The organism is Acinetobacter sp. AC1-2, from assembly GCF_016124155.1.
Lineage (GTDB): Bacteria > Pseudomonadota > Gammaproteobacteria > Pseudomonadales > Moraxellaceae > Acinetobacter > Acinetobacter calcoaceticus.
On record NZ_JABFFO010000001.1, the window covers coordinates 1203761 to 1220491 of the forward strand.

The 16731-nt window shown below is 39.2% G+C and carries 15 protein-coding genes; 4 read left to right on the top strand and 11 right to left on the bottom strand.

The features are described 5' to 3' along the window. Window position 1: 1 nt before the first annotated feature. From HL290_RS05530 to HL290_RS05550, 5 genes are read right to left on the bottom strand one after another with little or no spacing between them, the layout of a single operon-like run. On the bottom strand, window positions 2-856 hold the full coding sequence (locus HL290_RS05530) for an ABC transporter permease (protein WP_198495857.1): 855 nt from the start codon (window positions 854-856) through the stop codon (window positions 2-4). Further along, on the bottom strand, window positions 849-2321 hold the full coding sequence (locus HL290_RS05535; RefSeq protein ID WP_198495858.1) for an ABC transporter substrate-binding protein: 1473 nt from the start codon (window positions 2319-2321) through the stop codon (window positions 849-851). Before HL290_RS05535 ends, HL290_RS05530 begins: the two co-directional genes overlap by 8 nt. A gap of 19 nt (window positions 2322-2340) precedes the next feature. Continuing rightward, a complete protein-coding gene (locus HL290_RS05540; protein WP_198495859.1) occupies window positions 2341-2586 on the bottom strand; it encodes a ferredoxin family protein in 246 nt (81 codons plus the stop codon). A gap of 20 nt (window positions 2587-2606) precedes the next feature. Further along, window positions 2607-4340 (bottom strand): fumarate reductase/succinate dehydrogenase flavoprotein subunit, encoded by a 1734-nt coding sequence (locus HL290_RS05545; RefSeq protein WP_198495860.1) that lies wholly within the window; start codon window positions 4338-4340, stop codon window positions 2607-2609. 28 nt (window positions 4341-4368) lie between these two features. Continuing rightward, window positions 4369-5112 carry a GntR family transcriptional regulator gene (locus HL290_RS05550; RefSeq protein ID WP_198495861.1) on the bottom strand — a complete coding sequence of 248 codons (744 nt, stop codon included), beginning with the start codon at window positions 5110-5112 and terminating at the stop codon, window positions 4369-4371. A gap of 250 nt (window positions 5113-5362) precedes the next feature. Between HL290_RS05550 and chrA the strand changes: the two genes are divergently transcribed. Continuing rightward, complete coding sequence (chrA, locus tag HL290_RS05555; RefSeq protein WP_198495862.1) at window positions 5363-6712, top strand: chromate efflux transporter; 1350 nt, start codon at window positions 5363-5365, stop codon at window positions 6710-6712. A 19-nt stretch (window positions 6713-6731) separates the two neighbouring features. On the opposite strand, the gene HL290_RS05560 is transcribed toward chrA, so the two are convergent. Then, window positions 6732-7586 (bottom strand): helix-turn-helix domain-containing protein, encoded by an 855-nt coding sequence (locus HL290_RS05560; protein ID WP_198495863.1) that lies wholly within the window; start codon window positions 7584-7586, stop codon window positions 6732-6734. Window positions 7587-7752: 166 nt separating this feature from the next. On the opposite strand from HL290_RS05560, the gene HL290_RS05565 reads away from it, so the two are divergent. Next, the gene (locus tag HL290_RS05565) at window positions 7753-8670 is read left to right on the top strand and encodes a DMT family transporter (RefSeq protein ID WP_198495864.1); all 918 of its coding nucleotides are present in this window, start codon (window positions 7753-7755) and stop codon (window positions 8668-8670) included. A 33-nt stretch (window positions 8671-8703) separates the two neighbouring features. On the opposite strand, the gene HL290_RS05570 is transcribed toward HL290_RS05565, so the two are convergent. The 4 genes from HL290_RS05570 to HL290_RS05585 all read right to left on the bottom strand — a co-directional run bounded on the left by HL290_RS05570 (window position 8704) and on the right by HL290_RS05585 (window position 13165). Continuing rightward, window positions 8704-9708 carry a homoserine dehydrogenase gene (locus HL290_RS05570; RefSeq protein ID WP_198495865.1) on the bottom strand — a complete coding sequence of 335 codons (1005 nt, stop codon included), beginning with the start codon at window positions 9706-9708 and terminating at the stop codon, window positions 8704-8706. A gap of 109 nt (window positions 9709-9817) precedes the next feature. Beyond that, window positions 9818-10609: a sulfite exporter TauE/SafE family protein gene (locus HL290_RS05575; RefSeq protein ID WP_198495866.1), complete on the bottom strand. Its 792-nt coding sequence runs from the start codon at window positions 10607-10609 to the stop codon at window positions 9818-9820. A gap of 195 nt (window positions 10610-10804) precedes the next feature. Further along, the gene (locus HL290_RS05580; protein WP_198495867.1) at window positions 10805-12460 is read right to left on the bottom strand and encodes a bifunctional protein tyrosine phosphatase family protein/NAD(P)/FAD-dependent oxidoreductase; all 1656 of its coding nucleotides are present in this window, start codon (window positions 12458-12460) and stop codon (window positions 10805-10807) included. Window positions 12461-12469: 9 nt separating this feature from the next. Beyond that, on the bottom strand, window positions 12470-13165 hold the full coding sequence (locus HL290_RS05585) for an MBL fold metallo-hydrolase (protein WP_198495868.1): 696 nt from the start codon (window positions 13163-13165) through the stop codon (window positions 12470-12472). Window positions 13166-13356: 191 nt separating this feature from the next. Between HL290_RS05585 and HL290_RS05590 the strand changes: the two genes are divergently transcribed. Next, window positions 13357-14628, top strand: a complete 1272-nt coding sequence (locus tag HL290_RS05590) for a sigma-54 interaction domain-containing protein (protein ID WP_198495869.1) — start codon at window positions 13357-13359, stop codon at window positions 14626-14628. Between the two features lie 69 nt (window positions 14629-14697). Further along, window positions 14698-15609 (top strand): bestrophin family protein, encoded by a 912-nt coding sequence (locus tag HL290_RS05595; RefSeq protein ID WP_198495870.1) that lies wholly within the window; start codon window positions 14698-14700, stop codon window positions 15607-15609. Window positions 15610-15656: 47 nt separating this feature from the next. Here the strand turns inward: HL290_RS05595 and HL290_RS05600 are convergent, their stop codons facing one another. Continuing rightward, complete coding sequence (locus HL290_RS05600; protein ID WP_198495871.1) at window positions 15657-16715, bottom strand: 2,3-butanediol dehydrogenase; 1059 nt, start codon at window positions 16713-16715, stop codon at window positions 15657-15659. Between the last annotated feature and the right edge of the window lie 16 nt (window positions 16716-16731).

Sequence of the window (16731 nt, forward strand, 5' to 3'; positions counted from 1 at the left end):
TTTAAGACTTCCTCAATTGATACCATGGGGTAAATCGATTACCAATCACGCGTACCAAGGTACTGCTAAACATACCCAATGCTCCAATCAGCACCATGCCAACCACAATATTGCTGTAATTTTGCAAGGTGAATGACTCCCATGTGAAATACCCAATTCCATGTTGACCGGAAATCATTTCAGCGGTGACCAAACAGAACCAGCACGTGCCCATTCCAATGGATAAACCCGTAATAATGTTCGGTAATGCCCCCGGAATAATGACTTCATAAATAATGGCAAGATCGGAAGCCCCTAAACTTTTTGCCGATGCAATTAATCTTGGGTCAACTGCGCCAACGCCATGTACGGTGTTTAATAAAATTGGGAATAAAGCCCCAATAAAGGTAATAAAAATCATGGAAGCTTCTGATGATGGAAAAATCAGAATCGCCAAAGGAATCCATGCAACTGCTGGAATCGGGCGTAAAACCTCTAATGGGGGCATTAAAAATGCAGCGAGTTTTTGATAACGTCCAGCTAACAAACCAATGTCTGCGCCAATCAGTGCAGCCAATAAAAAACCAATTACAACTCGAAAAATACTAGATTCAACATGTTCAAATGCGGTGCTGAGTTGAAAAAATGACCACAATGCATGTACGACATCCAAAGGTGTCGGTACATTGCTAAAGTTCACAATGCCTAAATTTATTTTAAACTGAGCAAGTCCTTGCCAAATTACTATCCAAAAAGCTATAGATGTAAAAGCGATGACATAGTTTTTAAAATGTGTCTTATATGCTCCCAACTGCTGAAAAAATTTAATTAAAAATGTACTTTGGTTTTTGGGTTTTGTCTGGACTAAACTACTCATTTGTCACCTCCTGATCATTAGCTAAAACAACACATCGGCTATGTGTTACAAGCTGAATAGCTTTAAAGTCATATACTTTTCCGCCTTGTTGTTTAGCCCATTTTTCAGCATCATCTTTTAATAAAAAGGCCTCAATTTGCCCTGATTTATCTGTGGCATACCATGCTAGATTGGCAAGTAACTTAATGTCGGACTGATGATCTTGGCTATAAACCACACGTACGATTTTTCCTGCCGCTTGGATTTTCTTTAAATCGGAAAATGCATGTTCAGGTTTTTCATAGCTACGAACTTTTTCTTCACCCTTTACCCAAATTTGAGTCACACGATTAAACATTTTGATGGGTTGGCCCGTTAAAGCATCATTTGCAACCAAAGGTGAGTTTGCATAGTCAGTGAGTTGCTGGCTGTAATTTAGCCCAGAAGCCTGAAATGCATCTTTAATATATTTATCATCAATAAATTTATTTACATCGAGAGTGCCATCGTTTTTGCCTAGAACTTTTAAAGTATCAACTGCAATTTGAGTTGCTTTTCGATATTCAGGTTTCCAAGTCAAGTCACGGGTTTGTAGACCTAATGGACCATGAAACAGATAGACCACCTCGGCAGGAATACCTGTTTTTTCAGAAATAAATTCACTATATTTTTCAGGTTGTTCCCGAATCAGGCGATTTGCTTCAATGATTGCTTGTAAATAAGCTTTTATGACTTCTGGATGTTGCTCTGCATAATCCTTACTGGCAAGTGAACCATGAAATGTCGGTGATTTTGCTTGTGAACCATCATAGATTTTTTTGGCAAAACCTTGGTAGGCAAATAACTCTCCAAAGGGTACAAAGTCAGCATGCGCAGCAATCTTATGACTTTTTAATGCAGGCCCCGCCACTTCTGGAGCCTGAGCAATCACTTTAATGTCTTTATCAAGTTGCCAGCCCTCAGCTTGAATCGCTCGCAGTAACAGTCCATGGGCAGTTGAGGCAAAAGGTACAGAAATAGTTTGTCCTTTTAACTCTTTTAAGGACGTTACTTTTGAGTCAATAGGAACAACAATCGCATTACCACTGCCATTAATGCTGCCTGATAAAGGCGCTAAAAAGATGCTTTCTTTTCCAGCCTTTTTAAAAGCCGCTAAATTATTTACAGCAGGAAAGTCGGCCATTGCTCCCAAATCTAGACGCCCAGCGACCATTTCACTGGTTAGTGGTGCACCAGAGGTGAAGTTTTTCCATTGAATGTCGTATTTAACATGCTTGTATTCACCATCTTTGGGTAAATATTTTGGTAATAAATTCAACTCACGAACAAGTAATCCACCCGTTGCACAGTTAATGGTTGTGTCTTGTGTACCAATCGCTACACGAACAGTTTCTGTTTTACTGCCGCACCCCAAAGTGCCAAGTACAATGGCACCAATTAAGCTACTGAGTAATAGTTTTCTATTGATCAATTTATTTTGTCTCATGTTGAGTATTCCAAATTAATTATTTGAGTAGGTATGGGATATTTACTTTGACTGCATCTGTTGGGCAGTCCTTTTCACATGGCATGCAGTACCAACACTCATCAAATTGCATATAAGCGTTTTGAGTTAGAGGATCGATTGCCAATAAGTCCATTGGACAAACATCCACACAGACTGTGCATCCTTTGTCGGCAATACATTTATCTTCATCAATAATGACGGGTGCGACAGTACGATGCTGAATTTCTTTAAAAATAAAAGCCATTGTTTGAATTCCTGATTTATTTAGTCTGCAAGAGCAACATCTTTTTGAATGCGTAAACGGTCATAAGACACAGCTTCATCTTGATTAATTGGAACCACATAAGGTTCGATTGTTTTTTTGAAGCTGGTCATGTTGCCCTGTTCATCTTTTTTCAAATGTGCGTGACAGAACCAATCCGAATTATTTTTTTGAGGGAAATCTGCTCGGTAGTGATAAAGTCCCCAACGGCTTTCCTCTCTAAAAAGTGAGGCTCTAGCTGCCATTTCCGCACAATCTCGGATAAAAGAAACTTCGGCAGCGCGCATCAATTCATGTGGATTTCTTGCAGAGATTCGAGCAATATCCTGTTTGATTTCTTCAAAACGTTTCAGGCCAATTTCCATTTTTTGGCGAGTTTTGGGTGGCTGCAAATAGTCATTTACAAAACGGCGCAGCTTATATTCCACCTGTTCGGCTGGTAAACCCTCAGAACAGCCAAGTGGCGCAAAGATTCGTGCTTTCTCTGCTTCTATTTCACTTTGGTTTAATTCGCTATCTTCAATTGCATTCACGTATTGCGCGGCATTTACACCCGCAAACCATCCGTAGGTAAATGCACCAAGCATATAGTTATGAGGTACAGCTGCCATATCGCCAGCGCTATATAAACCTTTAACTGAAGTTTCGGCTTTTTCATTTATCCATACACCAGAAGCACTGTGTCCACTACAAAAACCAATTTCTGAAATATGCATTTCCACCATATCTTGACGATAATTGGTTCCTCGGCCTTCATGAAAACGACCGCGACTTGGGCGCTCATTGGTATGCAAAATCTCTTCAATGGTCTGAATCGTTTCTTCAGCCAGATGATCTACTTTTAAATAAACCGGACCATTACCACTTTCCAGCTCTTGATAAAACTCCCACATCATTTGACCACTCCAGTAGTCGCACTCAATGAAACGTTCACCTTTACTATTGGCGGTATAACCTCCTAAAGGACCGGTCACATAGGCACAAGCTGGACCGTTATAATCTTTAATCAGCGGATTAATTTGGAAGCATTCTAAATTGGCAAGTTCAGCACCTGCATGGTATGCCATTGCATAGCCGTCACCCGCATTGGTTGGGTTTTCATAAGTGCCCATTAAGTAGCCTGAAGCTGGCAGACCTAAACGCCCTGCTGCACCACAACATAAAATGGCAGCTTTAGTTTTAATGACATAGAAATCACCACTACGACAATCAAAGCCAAGTACGCCATTGATTGCACCTTGCTCATTTTTTAAAAGCTTTGTAGTCACAATTCGGTTGTTAATTTTGACTTGGGCGCGTTTTAACTGACGATATAAAACCTTTTTTACATCATGGCCTTCCGGCATCGGTAAAACATAGGCACCCATGTGATGTACTTTTTTTACTGCAAATTCACCAGTTTCATCTTTTTCAAATTTAATCCCCCATTGATCGAGCTGTTGAATCGTTTTAAAACTATGTTTGGCATAAGCATATACGGTTGCTTGGTTCACAACGCCATCATTGGCAATCGTAATTTCTTTAGTGTATTGCTCTGGTGTTGCGTACCCCGGAATGATGGCATTATTAAGCCCATCCATACCCATTGAAATAGCACCGCTACGTTTTACATTCGCTTTTTCGATCAGTAAGACTTTTAAATTAGGGTTTTCTTGTTTTGCTTTAATTGCTGCCATTGGCCCAGCAGTTCCACCACCAATAATCACAATATCAAACTCAAGATATTTAGTTTCCATTGAATATTCCTTATTTTTATTTCTGTTATTAACGATGAATACGTAAACGGTACTGGAAGGTATCGCCCGAAAAATAGAGATATTCATAGTCAATCGGTTGCCCGTTTGCATCGTGAGTCAAACGTTCGACCCGTAATACCGGAGTTCCGATTTCGACTTGTAATAAAGCCGATAATTCTTCATCTGCTACGGTTGCATCAATACTTAAATCAGCATGCCCTAAAGGAATGTCACACTCTTCTTCTAGGGCCTTAAAAATATCAGTAGTACGTAAATCAATCGCTTTTTCTTTAAGTTTCAAACCAATGTGTTCTGGTAAATAGGTCAATTCATAAGAAACAGGTTGTCGGTTAAGTAAGCGTACCCGTTGAATTTCATACACGTTTGCTTTAACAGGTAACTTTAATTTCGGTACAACATGCATCGGGATCTGCTTAAGCTCAGCCGAGATAACACGGTTTAAAATTTCGTGACCAGCAGATGACATTGCTTCAGCAAAGCCTTGTAAATTTGAAATGTTCTGGAAGGTTTTTGGCTTACTTACAAAAGTTCCTTTACCCGGAACTTTAAAAATATAACCTTCTAACTGTAATTGATTGAGCGCTTGGCGAACTGTAATTCGACTCACACCGAACTGTTCAGCAAACTCATTTTCAGATGGAATTTGGCTAAGAACAGCATATTCACCATTTACGATTTTATTGAGAATGAGTTCCCTTAATTGATCGTAAAGAGGCTTATGATTTTTTTGATCTTGGGGTAGCTGGCTCACGACTTGCAACCTGTTATAACAACTTGAGCAAATAATGTTTAAAATGTTTCCTCTTTGGAAATAATTTAAAGCGATAACTTTAGTTTAAAAAATAATTTCTATTAATTTCAAAGTATTAATATATACAAAAACGTAAGATTGAAGAAATTATCATCAAAAGTACATCTGGCTTTGCTATGCTGTTAAAAATAATTTGACCTTTCTAAAGCAGATATTTTTATAAATTAAGTTCTATTTTGAAGAGATGGACATGCAAGAAAAAGAACAAATCATGGCAGATGGGCCAGTAAAAAATGTCAGTTTCTGGCAAGCTTTTTTATTTTGGTTGAAGTTAGGTTTTATTAGTTTTGGGGGGCCAGCTGGACAAATTGCTGTGATGCATCAAGAACTGGTTGAACAAAAACGCTGGATTTCTGAGAAAAGATTTTTACACGCGCTTAACTACTGCATGTTGTTACCTGGCCCTGAAGCACAGCAATTGGCGACTTATATTGGTTGGCTTATGCACAGAACGGCTGGTGGGCTAGTCGCAGGTATTTTATTTGTATTGCCCTCCTTATTTATTTTAATTGGACTGTCTTGGATTTATATAAAATTTGGAGATGTTCCTGTTATTGCAGGAATTTTTTATGGGATTAAACCTGCCGTAACTGCAATTGTTTTTCATGCAACTTATCGAATAGGTAGCCGCTCACTTAAAAATAAGTTTTTATGGGGAGTTGCAGTTGCTGCTTTCTTTGCGATTTTTGTTTTAAAACTTCCATTCCCTCTTATTGTTTTATCGGCAGGTATTGCAGGCTATTTAACGAGTAAGAAATACCCCGAACTATTTTCTTCAGCAGGTGGTCATAAAGCCAGCCAAAAAGATTATGGTCGAGCATTTATTGATGATGATACACCCACACCAGAGCATGCTAAATTCCAATGGTCGCGTTTAGCTAGACTTATTTTTGTGGCTATCGGCTTATGGTTATTACCAATTTTAGCTTTAGGTTCATATTTTGGATGGCACCACTCTTATACTCAAATGGCATGGTTTTTTACTAAAGCAGCCTTGCTTACTTTTGGTGGTGCATACGCCGTTTTACCTTATGTGTATCAAGGTGCAGTTAATAACTTTGGCTGGCTTTCACCTACTCAAATGATTGATGGACTCGCTTTAGGTGAAACCACACCAGGCCCACTGATTATGGTCGTTGCTTTTGTTGGTTTTTTAGGGGGTGTGAATCATGCACTACTTGGCTCTGAGCATCTATTCTTTGCTGGAGCACTCGGTGCTGTCATTGTCACTTGGTTTACTTTTCTCTTTTCATTTGTATTTATTTTTGCTGGTGCGCCCATCATTGAATCTACACATAATGAAATTAAGTTTACGGCGCCACTCACTGCGATTACCGCGGCTGTGGTCGGTGTGATTTTAAATCTGGCACTATTTTTTAGTTACCATGTTTTGTGGCCACAAGGCTTTTCTGGTCACTTTGATGTTGTTGCGGCTTTAATTACCATTGCAGCATTTATTGCTTTGTTCCGTTTTGAAATTAATGTGTTATACGTGATTTTTACATCTGCCCTTATTGGCTTGTCGGTTTATCTTTTATAGAAAATTAACCATGAGTCCTTTAACGCAACTGTGAAGGACTCATGCCATAAAACTGTTTAAAACGATGGCTCAAATGGCTTGCTGAACTAAAGCCACATACCAATGCAATGTCTTGTAAAGAAAAGTGTGAAGACTGAATTAGTCCTTTTGCCTTGGTTAAACGTCTTTGCATGACGTATTGGTGAGGTGCCATATTCATGGATTGTTTAAACATATGGGCAAAATGGTATTCGCTTAAATTCACAACATTTGCCAAATCTGACAAAGTCAGAGCTTGATCGAGATGATCTTCAATCCATTCTTGAATATATTTGAGCTTATGAGGCGCAAGTCCGCCTTTAATAGTAGGCTGTTGCCATTTAACATTGCTATATCTTCGAATTAAATGATTTAGCAATAAACTTGCTGTGGTACTCATTTGCAAATGGTTTGACGAGTCTTGCCAGTCACAGTCGAGTAAGAAAAACTGATATAGCGCTCGAATCCGTTCGTCGTCATTGAATACAACTTCGTTTAGTTCAATTTGATTAGGCTCTTTGTCCCATATTTTTTCAGCAACATCACGCAAATGTTGGTCGGTATAGTACAAGTGAACGAATTTAAGCCCACCTCGTATATCCCAAGTCGACTCCTGATGTTCAGGCAATAAACAAAAACGACCCGGCCCACCGCCATTTTTCCAGCCCACTGGTGTTTTTTGATAGCTTTCATAGCCATCTTGAATATAGAGACTCAAAGTATGGTGGTCGCTACAGACACTTACACGATCTTGCTGATTAGACCAAAATGCAAGTTGCATATTTTCATCAAGCACCACGGTTTCGTGAAGCTTGGCTTTAGATTGCTGTAGCTGTTCTAAAGTTTGATAGGCCATGCAAAATTAAAACGAATATTATTGAGCTTAAGTTAACCATATTCAGCAAAATTGAGCTAGTTTAGATCTATAAAAAACGCAAGATCTTGCATGTACAACACAAGAATATATACGTGAAAAATGAAGCATTCCTCGATACTTAAGCTTAGTAATCGAGGATGAATTTATGAATATTTTACTCTATGTTGCGGTGGTGTTGATTTGGGGAACAACATGGATTGGAATTGCCGTTCAGAGCCATTATGCAACACCCATTGTCGCAATTTTATGGCGTTTTGCCATTTCAGCCTTATTACTTTGGGTTGTTTTACTATTTTCAGGAAAATTACAGCGAATTGCTTTAAAAGATCACTTGTTCTGTATGCTGCAAGGCCTTTGTGTTTTCGGCCTGAACTTTATTTGTTTTTATACTGCTGTTAAATATGTAAATAGCGGTTTAGAGTCTGTTATTTTTTCGATGGCTGTTTTCTTTAATGCCATTAATGCGCTTATCTTTTTTAAGCAAAAACCTTCCCCAAATTTTGCCCCAGCTGCACTTTTAGGACTTGGTGGTATTGTTTTACTCTTTTGGCATGACCTCATTAATAGCCAGTTTAATGCACAGTTATTGATGGGTATTGGGCTGTGTGCAATAGGCACTTACGGTTTTTCTTTAGGGAATATGATTAGTGTTAGACACCAGAAGCGTGGTTTAAATATTTTTTCAACCAATTGTTATGCCATGACCTATGGTGCATTGGTAATGTTAAGTCTGGTTTTATTTACTGGACAAGATTTAATGCCTCCGATGAATTTTCCATTTTTAAGTTCGGTACTTTACTTAGCTGTATTTGGTACAGTAATTGGCTTCTCTGCTTATTTTTCATTGGTTGGGCGAATTGGCGCTTCAAAAGCAGCATATAGCACCTTACTTTTCCCTTTAGTCGCGCTTTCTGTTTCTACATTCTTTGAAGGATATGTTTGGACCCTAAACGCTCTATTCGGAATTTTATTCATCTTACTCGGCAATTACTTAATGTTTAGTAAGTTTGAAATTGGAAAAAAGTTATTTAATACTCAAAAAAGTTGTGAGAAGCAGGCCTAAAAGCCTGCTTTTTTTTATAAATCATGATTAATTTTAGCAGCCCGTTTTCAGCATTAGTTCGAAATCTTTTAAAGCTGCGGCTGCTGTGGCTAAAGGTGCGGATGCTCCTCCACTTACAACAAGTTCCCCCATTTCTTGCGTTAGCACCCGAATGCATTTATTTGAACCTTGAAGATGGGCAAAAGGATGATTTGCTGGAACTAATCGTAATTCAACCCCTGTTTGAATTTGCTGATTTTCAATATGAATAAAACCCACCAGACGAGGAATTAGATCTTCTTTTTTCCAATCACGAATATGATCGGCAGTAACATGGCTGATTCCTTGTCTTGGAATATCTTGAATTTTTATATCAGCTCCCAAAACCGTATTTGCCAATATCGTAATTTTAGCAGCGGTATCCCATCCATCTACATCAAAAGAGCTATTAGGTTCGGCAATACCTTTTGCTTGGGCTTTTTCAAGAGATTCTGCAAACGCACATTCATGTTGCAACATATCATTTAAAATAAAATTTGTGGTGCCTGTAAAAACACCTTCTATTTCTAAAATCTGACAGCCAGCCAAGTTATATTCAAACAAATCAACTGTCGGTAAAGCCGCAGCCGTCGCGCCGCTAAAAAATAATTTTTTATTGTGTTGATGTGCCAAATTAATTATTTTTTTGCCCTCTACAACTAAAGCACCTTTAGATACTGCTATCGCATTCATGTTATGTGTTAGAGCATAATTTAAATAAAACAGGCCTTTTCCACCTGTCACATAATCACTTGGCCCAGTCTCAATAATGACATCCGCTTGTACCTGTTCTAAAAACTTTTGTTCAGTGAGACCTGTTTGATATTTAGTTTTATCTAGCCACTTGGCAGCTTGTAAACCGTCTTGATCAATTAAGCCTGATGATGAATTACATACACCCACTAAACGGGTATCAATTTGATATTTTTGTTTATAGTATGTCGATCGATTTAAAAGAAGCTCTGCAATTTGTTGCCCAATCCGTCCAAAACCACAAATTGCCACGTTAATTCGCTTCATATCGCTTTCTCAAAAAACTTAAATGGTTTAAATACAAAATTTCCAAAGATAATTTTAAGGCTTCATTTGGAAACTTTGTATTTATAAGTGAGTTAAAATACTATATCCCTTAGATATTTGTTAGATTAACAATCTTAATCACCATATAAATTGCGACTGCAAACACCATTAATGCAAAGACTTTTTGTACAATTTCAGCCGGAATAAAACGAATGGCTCTGCGCCCTAATAACATACCGAATGCAGATGCGAGTGCAAACGCACTGGTAATGCCTACGGGATAGTGAAAACCCTCTGCAATATGTATCACAATACTCATTCCACTAATGAGAAAAATAATCATGAGTGAGGTGGCAACAATACTATGCATGTCGAGATTAGTGACTTTTCTAAGTGCAGGTACGATCACAAAGCCGCCACCAACCCCTAACATTCCCGTTAAAAGCCCAGCAATAATCCCGATGCTCGCAAGAACGCTTCCCGTTTTAAAATTCCAGATAAAGCGCCCCGTACTTGGGTTAACCTGACACGGCGGATTATGAAAATCCGATACTCGGTTACTGATGAGTCGATAGCCTACTGTAAACATGACTAAGCTAAACATGAGCATGAGCCAAACAGGAGAAATCGTGTTGGCTATTAAAATTCCGATATGTGCCATAGATGCGCCAATAATGGCAATCCAGATTGCGGCACGATAACGAACCATCTTTTTAAATAGCCCTTCAATCGTTCCAATCAGTGTAGACAGCGCAACTGCTAATAAACCAATAGGTGCTGCTTGAGCTACACTCCAACCTTGACTGGTCATGAGCGCAGGTACAGCAAGAATACCGCCACCAGCACCAGTAAGACCAAGTAAAAAGCCAATCACAATGCCTTCAACGACAAGTAATAACATATCAGAAGCCTAAAATTTCATGTTTTTCATTTGCAATGAGCTACAGTATTTACTCGAACCTAGTTCTCACCTTCTTTCGAAGCTTTAACCGCTTCTCAGGGTAAAGCGTTGCTTTGCTTAACCTCTTCCGCTCAAGCACAGCTTTCGTCTTCTTGCGAAGCTTCAATCGCTTCTCAGGGTAAAGCGTTGCTTTACTTATCCTCGCTCAGGTTTGACCATCCATTCGCGGCCTTTGAGCATGCCTTGCCAATAAATCGGTGGCAAAATTTGCTCTTTCAGTAACCATGCCAATCGAGATGGTTTCTGCCCATCAATCACCCATTTGGGAAAACTTGGAAGTAATTTTCCGCCATAACCAAACTCAGCCAGAACGATTTTTCCACGCTCTACAGTCAGTGGACATGAACCATAACCGTTATACTCACAAAAGTTCTGCTCACCTTTTAGTTTCGCAAGAACATTCACAGCGACAATTGGAGCTTGTGCACGTGCTGCCGCAGCAGTCTTGGCATTAGGCGCATTCATCACGTCGCCTAAAGCAAAAATATTGGCATGCTCGGTATGTTGTAAAGTTTGCGGGTTAACGCTCACCCATCCAGCTTCATCTGTGAGAGTACTGGCACGAATAAAATCAGGCGCTTGTTGCGGTGGAACAACATGCAACATGTCAAAATCGGTTTCGACTAGTTCTGCATTTTCATCGTTCACTACCTTAAACCAAGCCTTCTTCGCAGGCCCATCTACTTTGACAAGTTGATGGTTAAAGTGCAGTTCAGAACCATATTTTTCGACATATTGCATCAGTGCAGGTACATATTCTTTCACACCAAATAAAACACCGCCGGTGTTATAAAAATGGATAGAAATATCTTTAAGTTTGCCGTGCTTTAACCAATAGTCGGCTGAGAGGTACATCGCTTTTTGAGGAGCACCAGCACATTTAATCGGCATAGGCGGCTGGGTAAAGATTGCCTTTCCACCGTTTAGCTGTTGTACCAGTTCCCATGTATAAGGTGCCAAGTCATAGCGATAGTTAGAGGTCACCCCATTTTTACCAAGGGTTTCGACTAAACCTTCAATCCCATGCCAATTCAGTTTTAAACCGGGGCATACGACCAATGCTTTATATTGAATCGGTTGGCATCCTTCCAGAATAACCTGATTGTGCTCAGGGTCGAATCCTGCAACAGCAGCTTTCATCCATTTAACTTTGGATGGAATCACACTTGCCATTGAGCGTGCTGTCACTTGCGGCTTAAAAATACCAGCCCCTACCATGGTCCAGCCGGGTTGATAATAATGCGTATCTGCTGGATCAATAATGACAATATCTAAGTTCGGTTCACGGCATAAGAGACTAGACGCTACAGAAATTCCAGCTGCACCAGCACCCACAATCACAACGCTATAGCAAGGAATCGTTGCTGGTTCATGATCACGTTTTAAAATACGTGGCACTAAGCCTTTCAAGTTAAAACCAAGTTTGTTACCTGTTTCGACTAAAAGGGCTGCATCTTTTGGGTCAACTTCCGCTAAAGCCCATAGACTGATGGCACGCATGCCAGAGCGGCAATACGCTAAAACAGGTTTCTGAGTATTGTGGTAAAACTGCTTAAACTCGGTAACTTGTTGATCGGTAATTTTGCCACTCGTAACAGGCTGATAAATTACATTTAGGCCATGTCGCTGAGCTGCTTCTTCAATTTCAATCACATTCGGCTGATCCGGACCTTCTCCATCTGGACGGTTACAGATCAGAGTTTTTATCCCCTGATCTGCAATTTTTGCGACTTCATCAGCAGTGATTTGACCAGCAACATAAAAATCTTTATTAATTCGTTTGAGTTCCATATTGCCACCCTAAGATTGCGAAGTTGAGCCACAGGCTTGATTAGCTGGTAATGCTTTATCGATCTGTTTTGGATATGGCAGATTTAAATCATCCATTAATTTAATAAAATCTTCACGGGAGCGTTTTTGGCCTAAACGTGAGTTATATAAACGTTCATTAGCAATAGTCGAAGATAAACGTCCTTTATAATCATGTCCCGGATAAACAATTGTATCGTCAGGTAAACTGAAAAGTTGTTTATGAATACTGTCATAGAGTGTTCCGGCATTGCCTTGCTGGAAGTCAGTTCGACCACAGCCATCAATTAATAATGCATCCCCAGTGAAAACCATGTTTCCAACCAGATAACTCGTACAAGCATTGGTATGACCTGGTGTATAGCGCGCTTCAATACTGAGGTTGCCCAATTTAAGCGTGCAACCATCTGTGATTAAAATATCTCCGCAATTTACACCTGAATTTCGGTGTAAAACTGATTTGCAATGAAAGCGTTCACGCAGCAAATTCGCAGCCGTAATATGGTCTGCATGAACATGTGTATCTAAGGTATAGATGAGTGTAAATTGATGCTGCTCTAATTCTTTTGTATAAATCTCTATATCTGATGCAACTGGGTCAATTAAAACAGCCTCTCGTGTTTCTTCACACCCAAGCATATATGTATAAGTCGAACTTTCCTGCTCAAAAAACTGCTTAAAGAACATGATTTATACCCCAATAATTTATTTCTTTCCTATATTTTGCAAATAAGATGCCAATTATTTTAATTTAAATAATAAGTATAAAAATCATATATTTAAATTAATAATTAAATTTAACTTGAGAAAATAAGCGCTACTTGATGTTTCTGTGCAACTCAAGTATGTTTCAATGAAACGATAGTGAAACACAAGCAATGGCAAAGTTAAATTTTGAGTCAGAACAAGATTTTTTTATTCTATTTGAGCAATTAAAGGCTCTATTCCCAAGTGCTAGCCTGTTTTTAGCAGATGTAACGACTCAAGCAATTCACTATAAATTTAATACAGATGATATTTCTGTCGAGAGTATGGCAGCGCTGACTCAAGATCATCACAATCAATATCTTGAAATCAATACGCATAAAATTAAAAAGCGATTTATCTATCAAGAGCATGATATTTATATTAGCGAAAACCATTTTATTGGGAAGTTACATATTTTACAGCCAGTTGGCACAGAAGATGATATTGCTGATCAAGTGCAATTAACAGAGCAGTTACAAGACTTAGCCAAGGTTTTTAATAGTTGCTCACCAGAAATGGCCCGCATGTTTTCAATTATTCAAAGAGTGGCAATTACTGAGTTTCCAGTACTCGTCCGAGGCGAATCTGGTAGTGGTAAAGAACTGGTGGCAAAGGCTATTCATGATTATAGCCAACGTAAAAATAAGATCTTTGTTGCTATTAACTGTGCTGCTCTAAATGCAAATATTTTAGAAAGTGAATTGTTTGGGCATGTTAAAGGCGCTTTTACTGGAGCAATTCGCGACCATAAAGGCGTGTTTGAACGTGCCGCAGGCGGAACCCTTTTTCTTGATGAAATTGCCGAGATCCCTTTAGAGTTACAAGCTAAATTATTGCGGGTTTTAGAAACTGGTGAATTTACACCGGTCGGTGGTGAAAAACCTATTCAGGCCAATGTGCGCATTATTACAGCAACGCACAAAGCTTTACGTGAAGAAGCTAAGGCTGGGCGTTTCCGCCACGATTTACTCTATCGTTTACGCGTGATTCCAATTTTTATACCGCCTCTTAGAGAACGTAAAGTCGATATTCCACTCATTGTCGATCAGATTTTAAAAGAAAGCTCCACGCAACTGGACACAATGCCTCATCAAGTCAATCAAAAAGCCATGCAAGTTTTGCTTAACTATGATTGGCCAGGGAATGTTCGCGAGCTTAAAAACACATTGCTTTATGCTTTAACAATGGCAAATGGTAAAAATGAAATTGAAGTCGAAGACTTACCGAATGAACTCTTAAATGCTGAGGATTACGTTAAATTGCCCGATACAAATACAGAGCTTAATCCTGAAAATGTGCAAGCAGCTTTGGAAAAATATAACCAAAACCTGAATATGGTCGCTAATATTTTTGGAATTAGCCGCACTACGCTTTGGCGATATAGACAAAAACATAAGCTTTAGGTAGGTATTTATCTGATCTAAGGCGTATCATACTGCACTTGGTTAGGTCCGTTAGTTCAAAGGCTTTCTATGATTGTTCGCGATAAAAACAGCGTTTTTAAACTCTTATTTGCATGGAAAGGAACAGTTCTACCCAAAGTTTTACCAGCATTGAGTTTTGTTGTTCTTATTTCAGCATGTGTAGTCTGGCTTTCTTATTATCATTGGATTCAAATCCCTACCGTTCCTGCAATTGGATTTACCATCTTTGGTGTGATTCTTTCAATTTGTACCGGTTTTAGAAATAACGCGTGTTATGACCGTTGGTGGGAGGGACGCAAACTTTGGGGCGCTTTAATTGCAAATGCAAGGCATATTGTCAGAGATAGTCATGTTCTATCCAATGAACAACGTGAAAATTTAATTCATCAAGTCTTAATTTTTAGTAATTTATTGCGCGATCGTTTGCGCCAACAAACAGCAGAGCCAACGAAATTTCTTGAACATGCCTATTTAAATAACTCTTCACTCGATTATCTAAATGAGCATATTAACGCGCCTCAGTTTGTACTCGAAAATATTCAAAAAGATTTAGTCAAAGCGTTAAAAGATGGCGAAATTAGTGACATTATCTACAGCACATTGACACGTCATATTGTTGAACTAGGTAATATTCAAGCAGGTTGTGACCGAATTGCTGGTACACCTTTGCCCTATTCATATTCAGTACTTTTACATCGCGCTGTTTACTGTTTCTGTTTCATATTGCCTTTTAGTCTTGAAGCAGCTTTAGGTATTTGGACACCACTTATTGTTGGCTTAATTGCCTACATCTTTTTAGGGTTAGATGCCTTAAGTGCCCAAATTGAAGAACCTTTTGGTTTACAAGAAAATGATTTACCGCTTGATTCAATTGTTCGTTTGATTGAACGAGAGTCTTTAAGCTCTTTAGGGCAGCCATTACCCCCTATTATTGAAGCCCAAAATAACAATTTACTTTAATAAAAAAGAGCGAATTATCGCTCTTTTTTATTGGTTTAGATGTCTACTTATGGCTGTACGATAATCTTAACGGCGGACTCATTGTTATGAATTAAGGTTTCAAAACCTTGTGAAATCAAATCATCAAGTTGAATACGCTGGGTAATAAAAGGTTCTAGATTTATTTTACCCTCTTCGACCAGCTTAATGGTTTCCTGATGGTCATTGACGTAGGCAATTGTACCTCGTACATCCAGCTCTTTCATCACCACACTATGCACATTAATTGATGCTGGATGGCTCCAGATCGAAACAATCACTATCACGCCTGTTGGTTTCACGGCCGCAACCAAAGTATCTAGAACTTTGTTAACGCTACTACATTCAAATGCAACATCGACGCCATCACCATTGGTGATTTTCATGACCTCAGAAACCACATCAACTTCTGATGGGTCTAGAATATAATCTGCGACTCCCGACTCTTTGGCTTTTTCTTTACGTTTTGCACTCAACTCGGTAATGATGACGGTAAGCCCTTTGGCCTTTAAAATTGCCGAAAGTAATAAACCAATTGGTCCTGCACCACCAACCAGTGCAATATCACCAGCCTTCGCGCCACTTCGTACATAAGCATGATGACCAACCGATAACGGTTCAATCAAGGCAGCCTGATCCAGTGGAATTTTATTAGAGATTGGGTGTACCCAACGGCGTTTAACTGCAATTTTTTCCGACAAACCGCCACCACGACCACCTAAACCAATAAAGTTCATATTTTTGGAAAGATGATAATTATCTCCCGGTCCAGTCAGCACATCATCCGCCACAATATAAGGCTCTACGACCACATGCTGACCGACTTCAATATCATCAACACCGTCACCTACTGCATATACAACACCTGAAAACTCATGACCCATGGTGATTGGTGCAGATTCGCCTGAAATAGGATGAGGATGTCCACACGGTGGAATAAAAATCGGTCCTTCCATAAATTCATGCAAATCTGTACCACAAATTCCACACCAAGCAACCTTAATGCCTACAGTGCCGGGAGTGACTTCTGGTTCTGGGATATCCTCAATACGGATATCGCCTCTGTCATAAAAACGCGCTGCTTTCATTATTATCTCCCTCAAA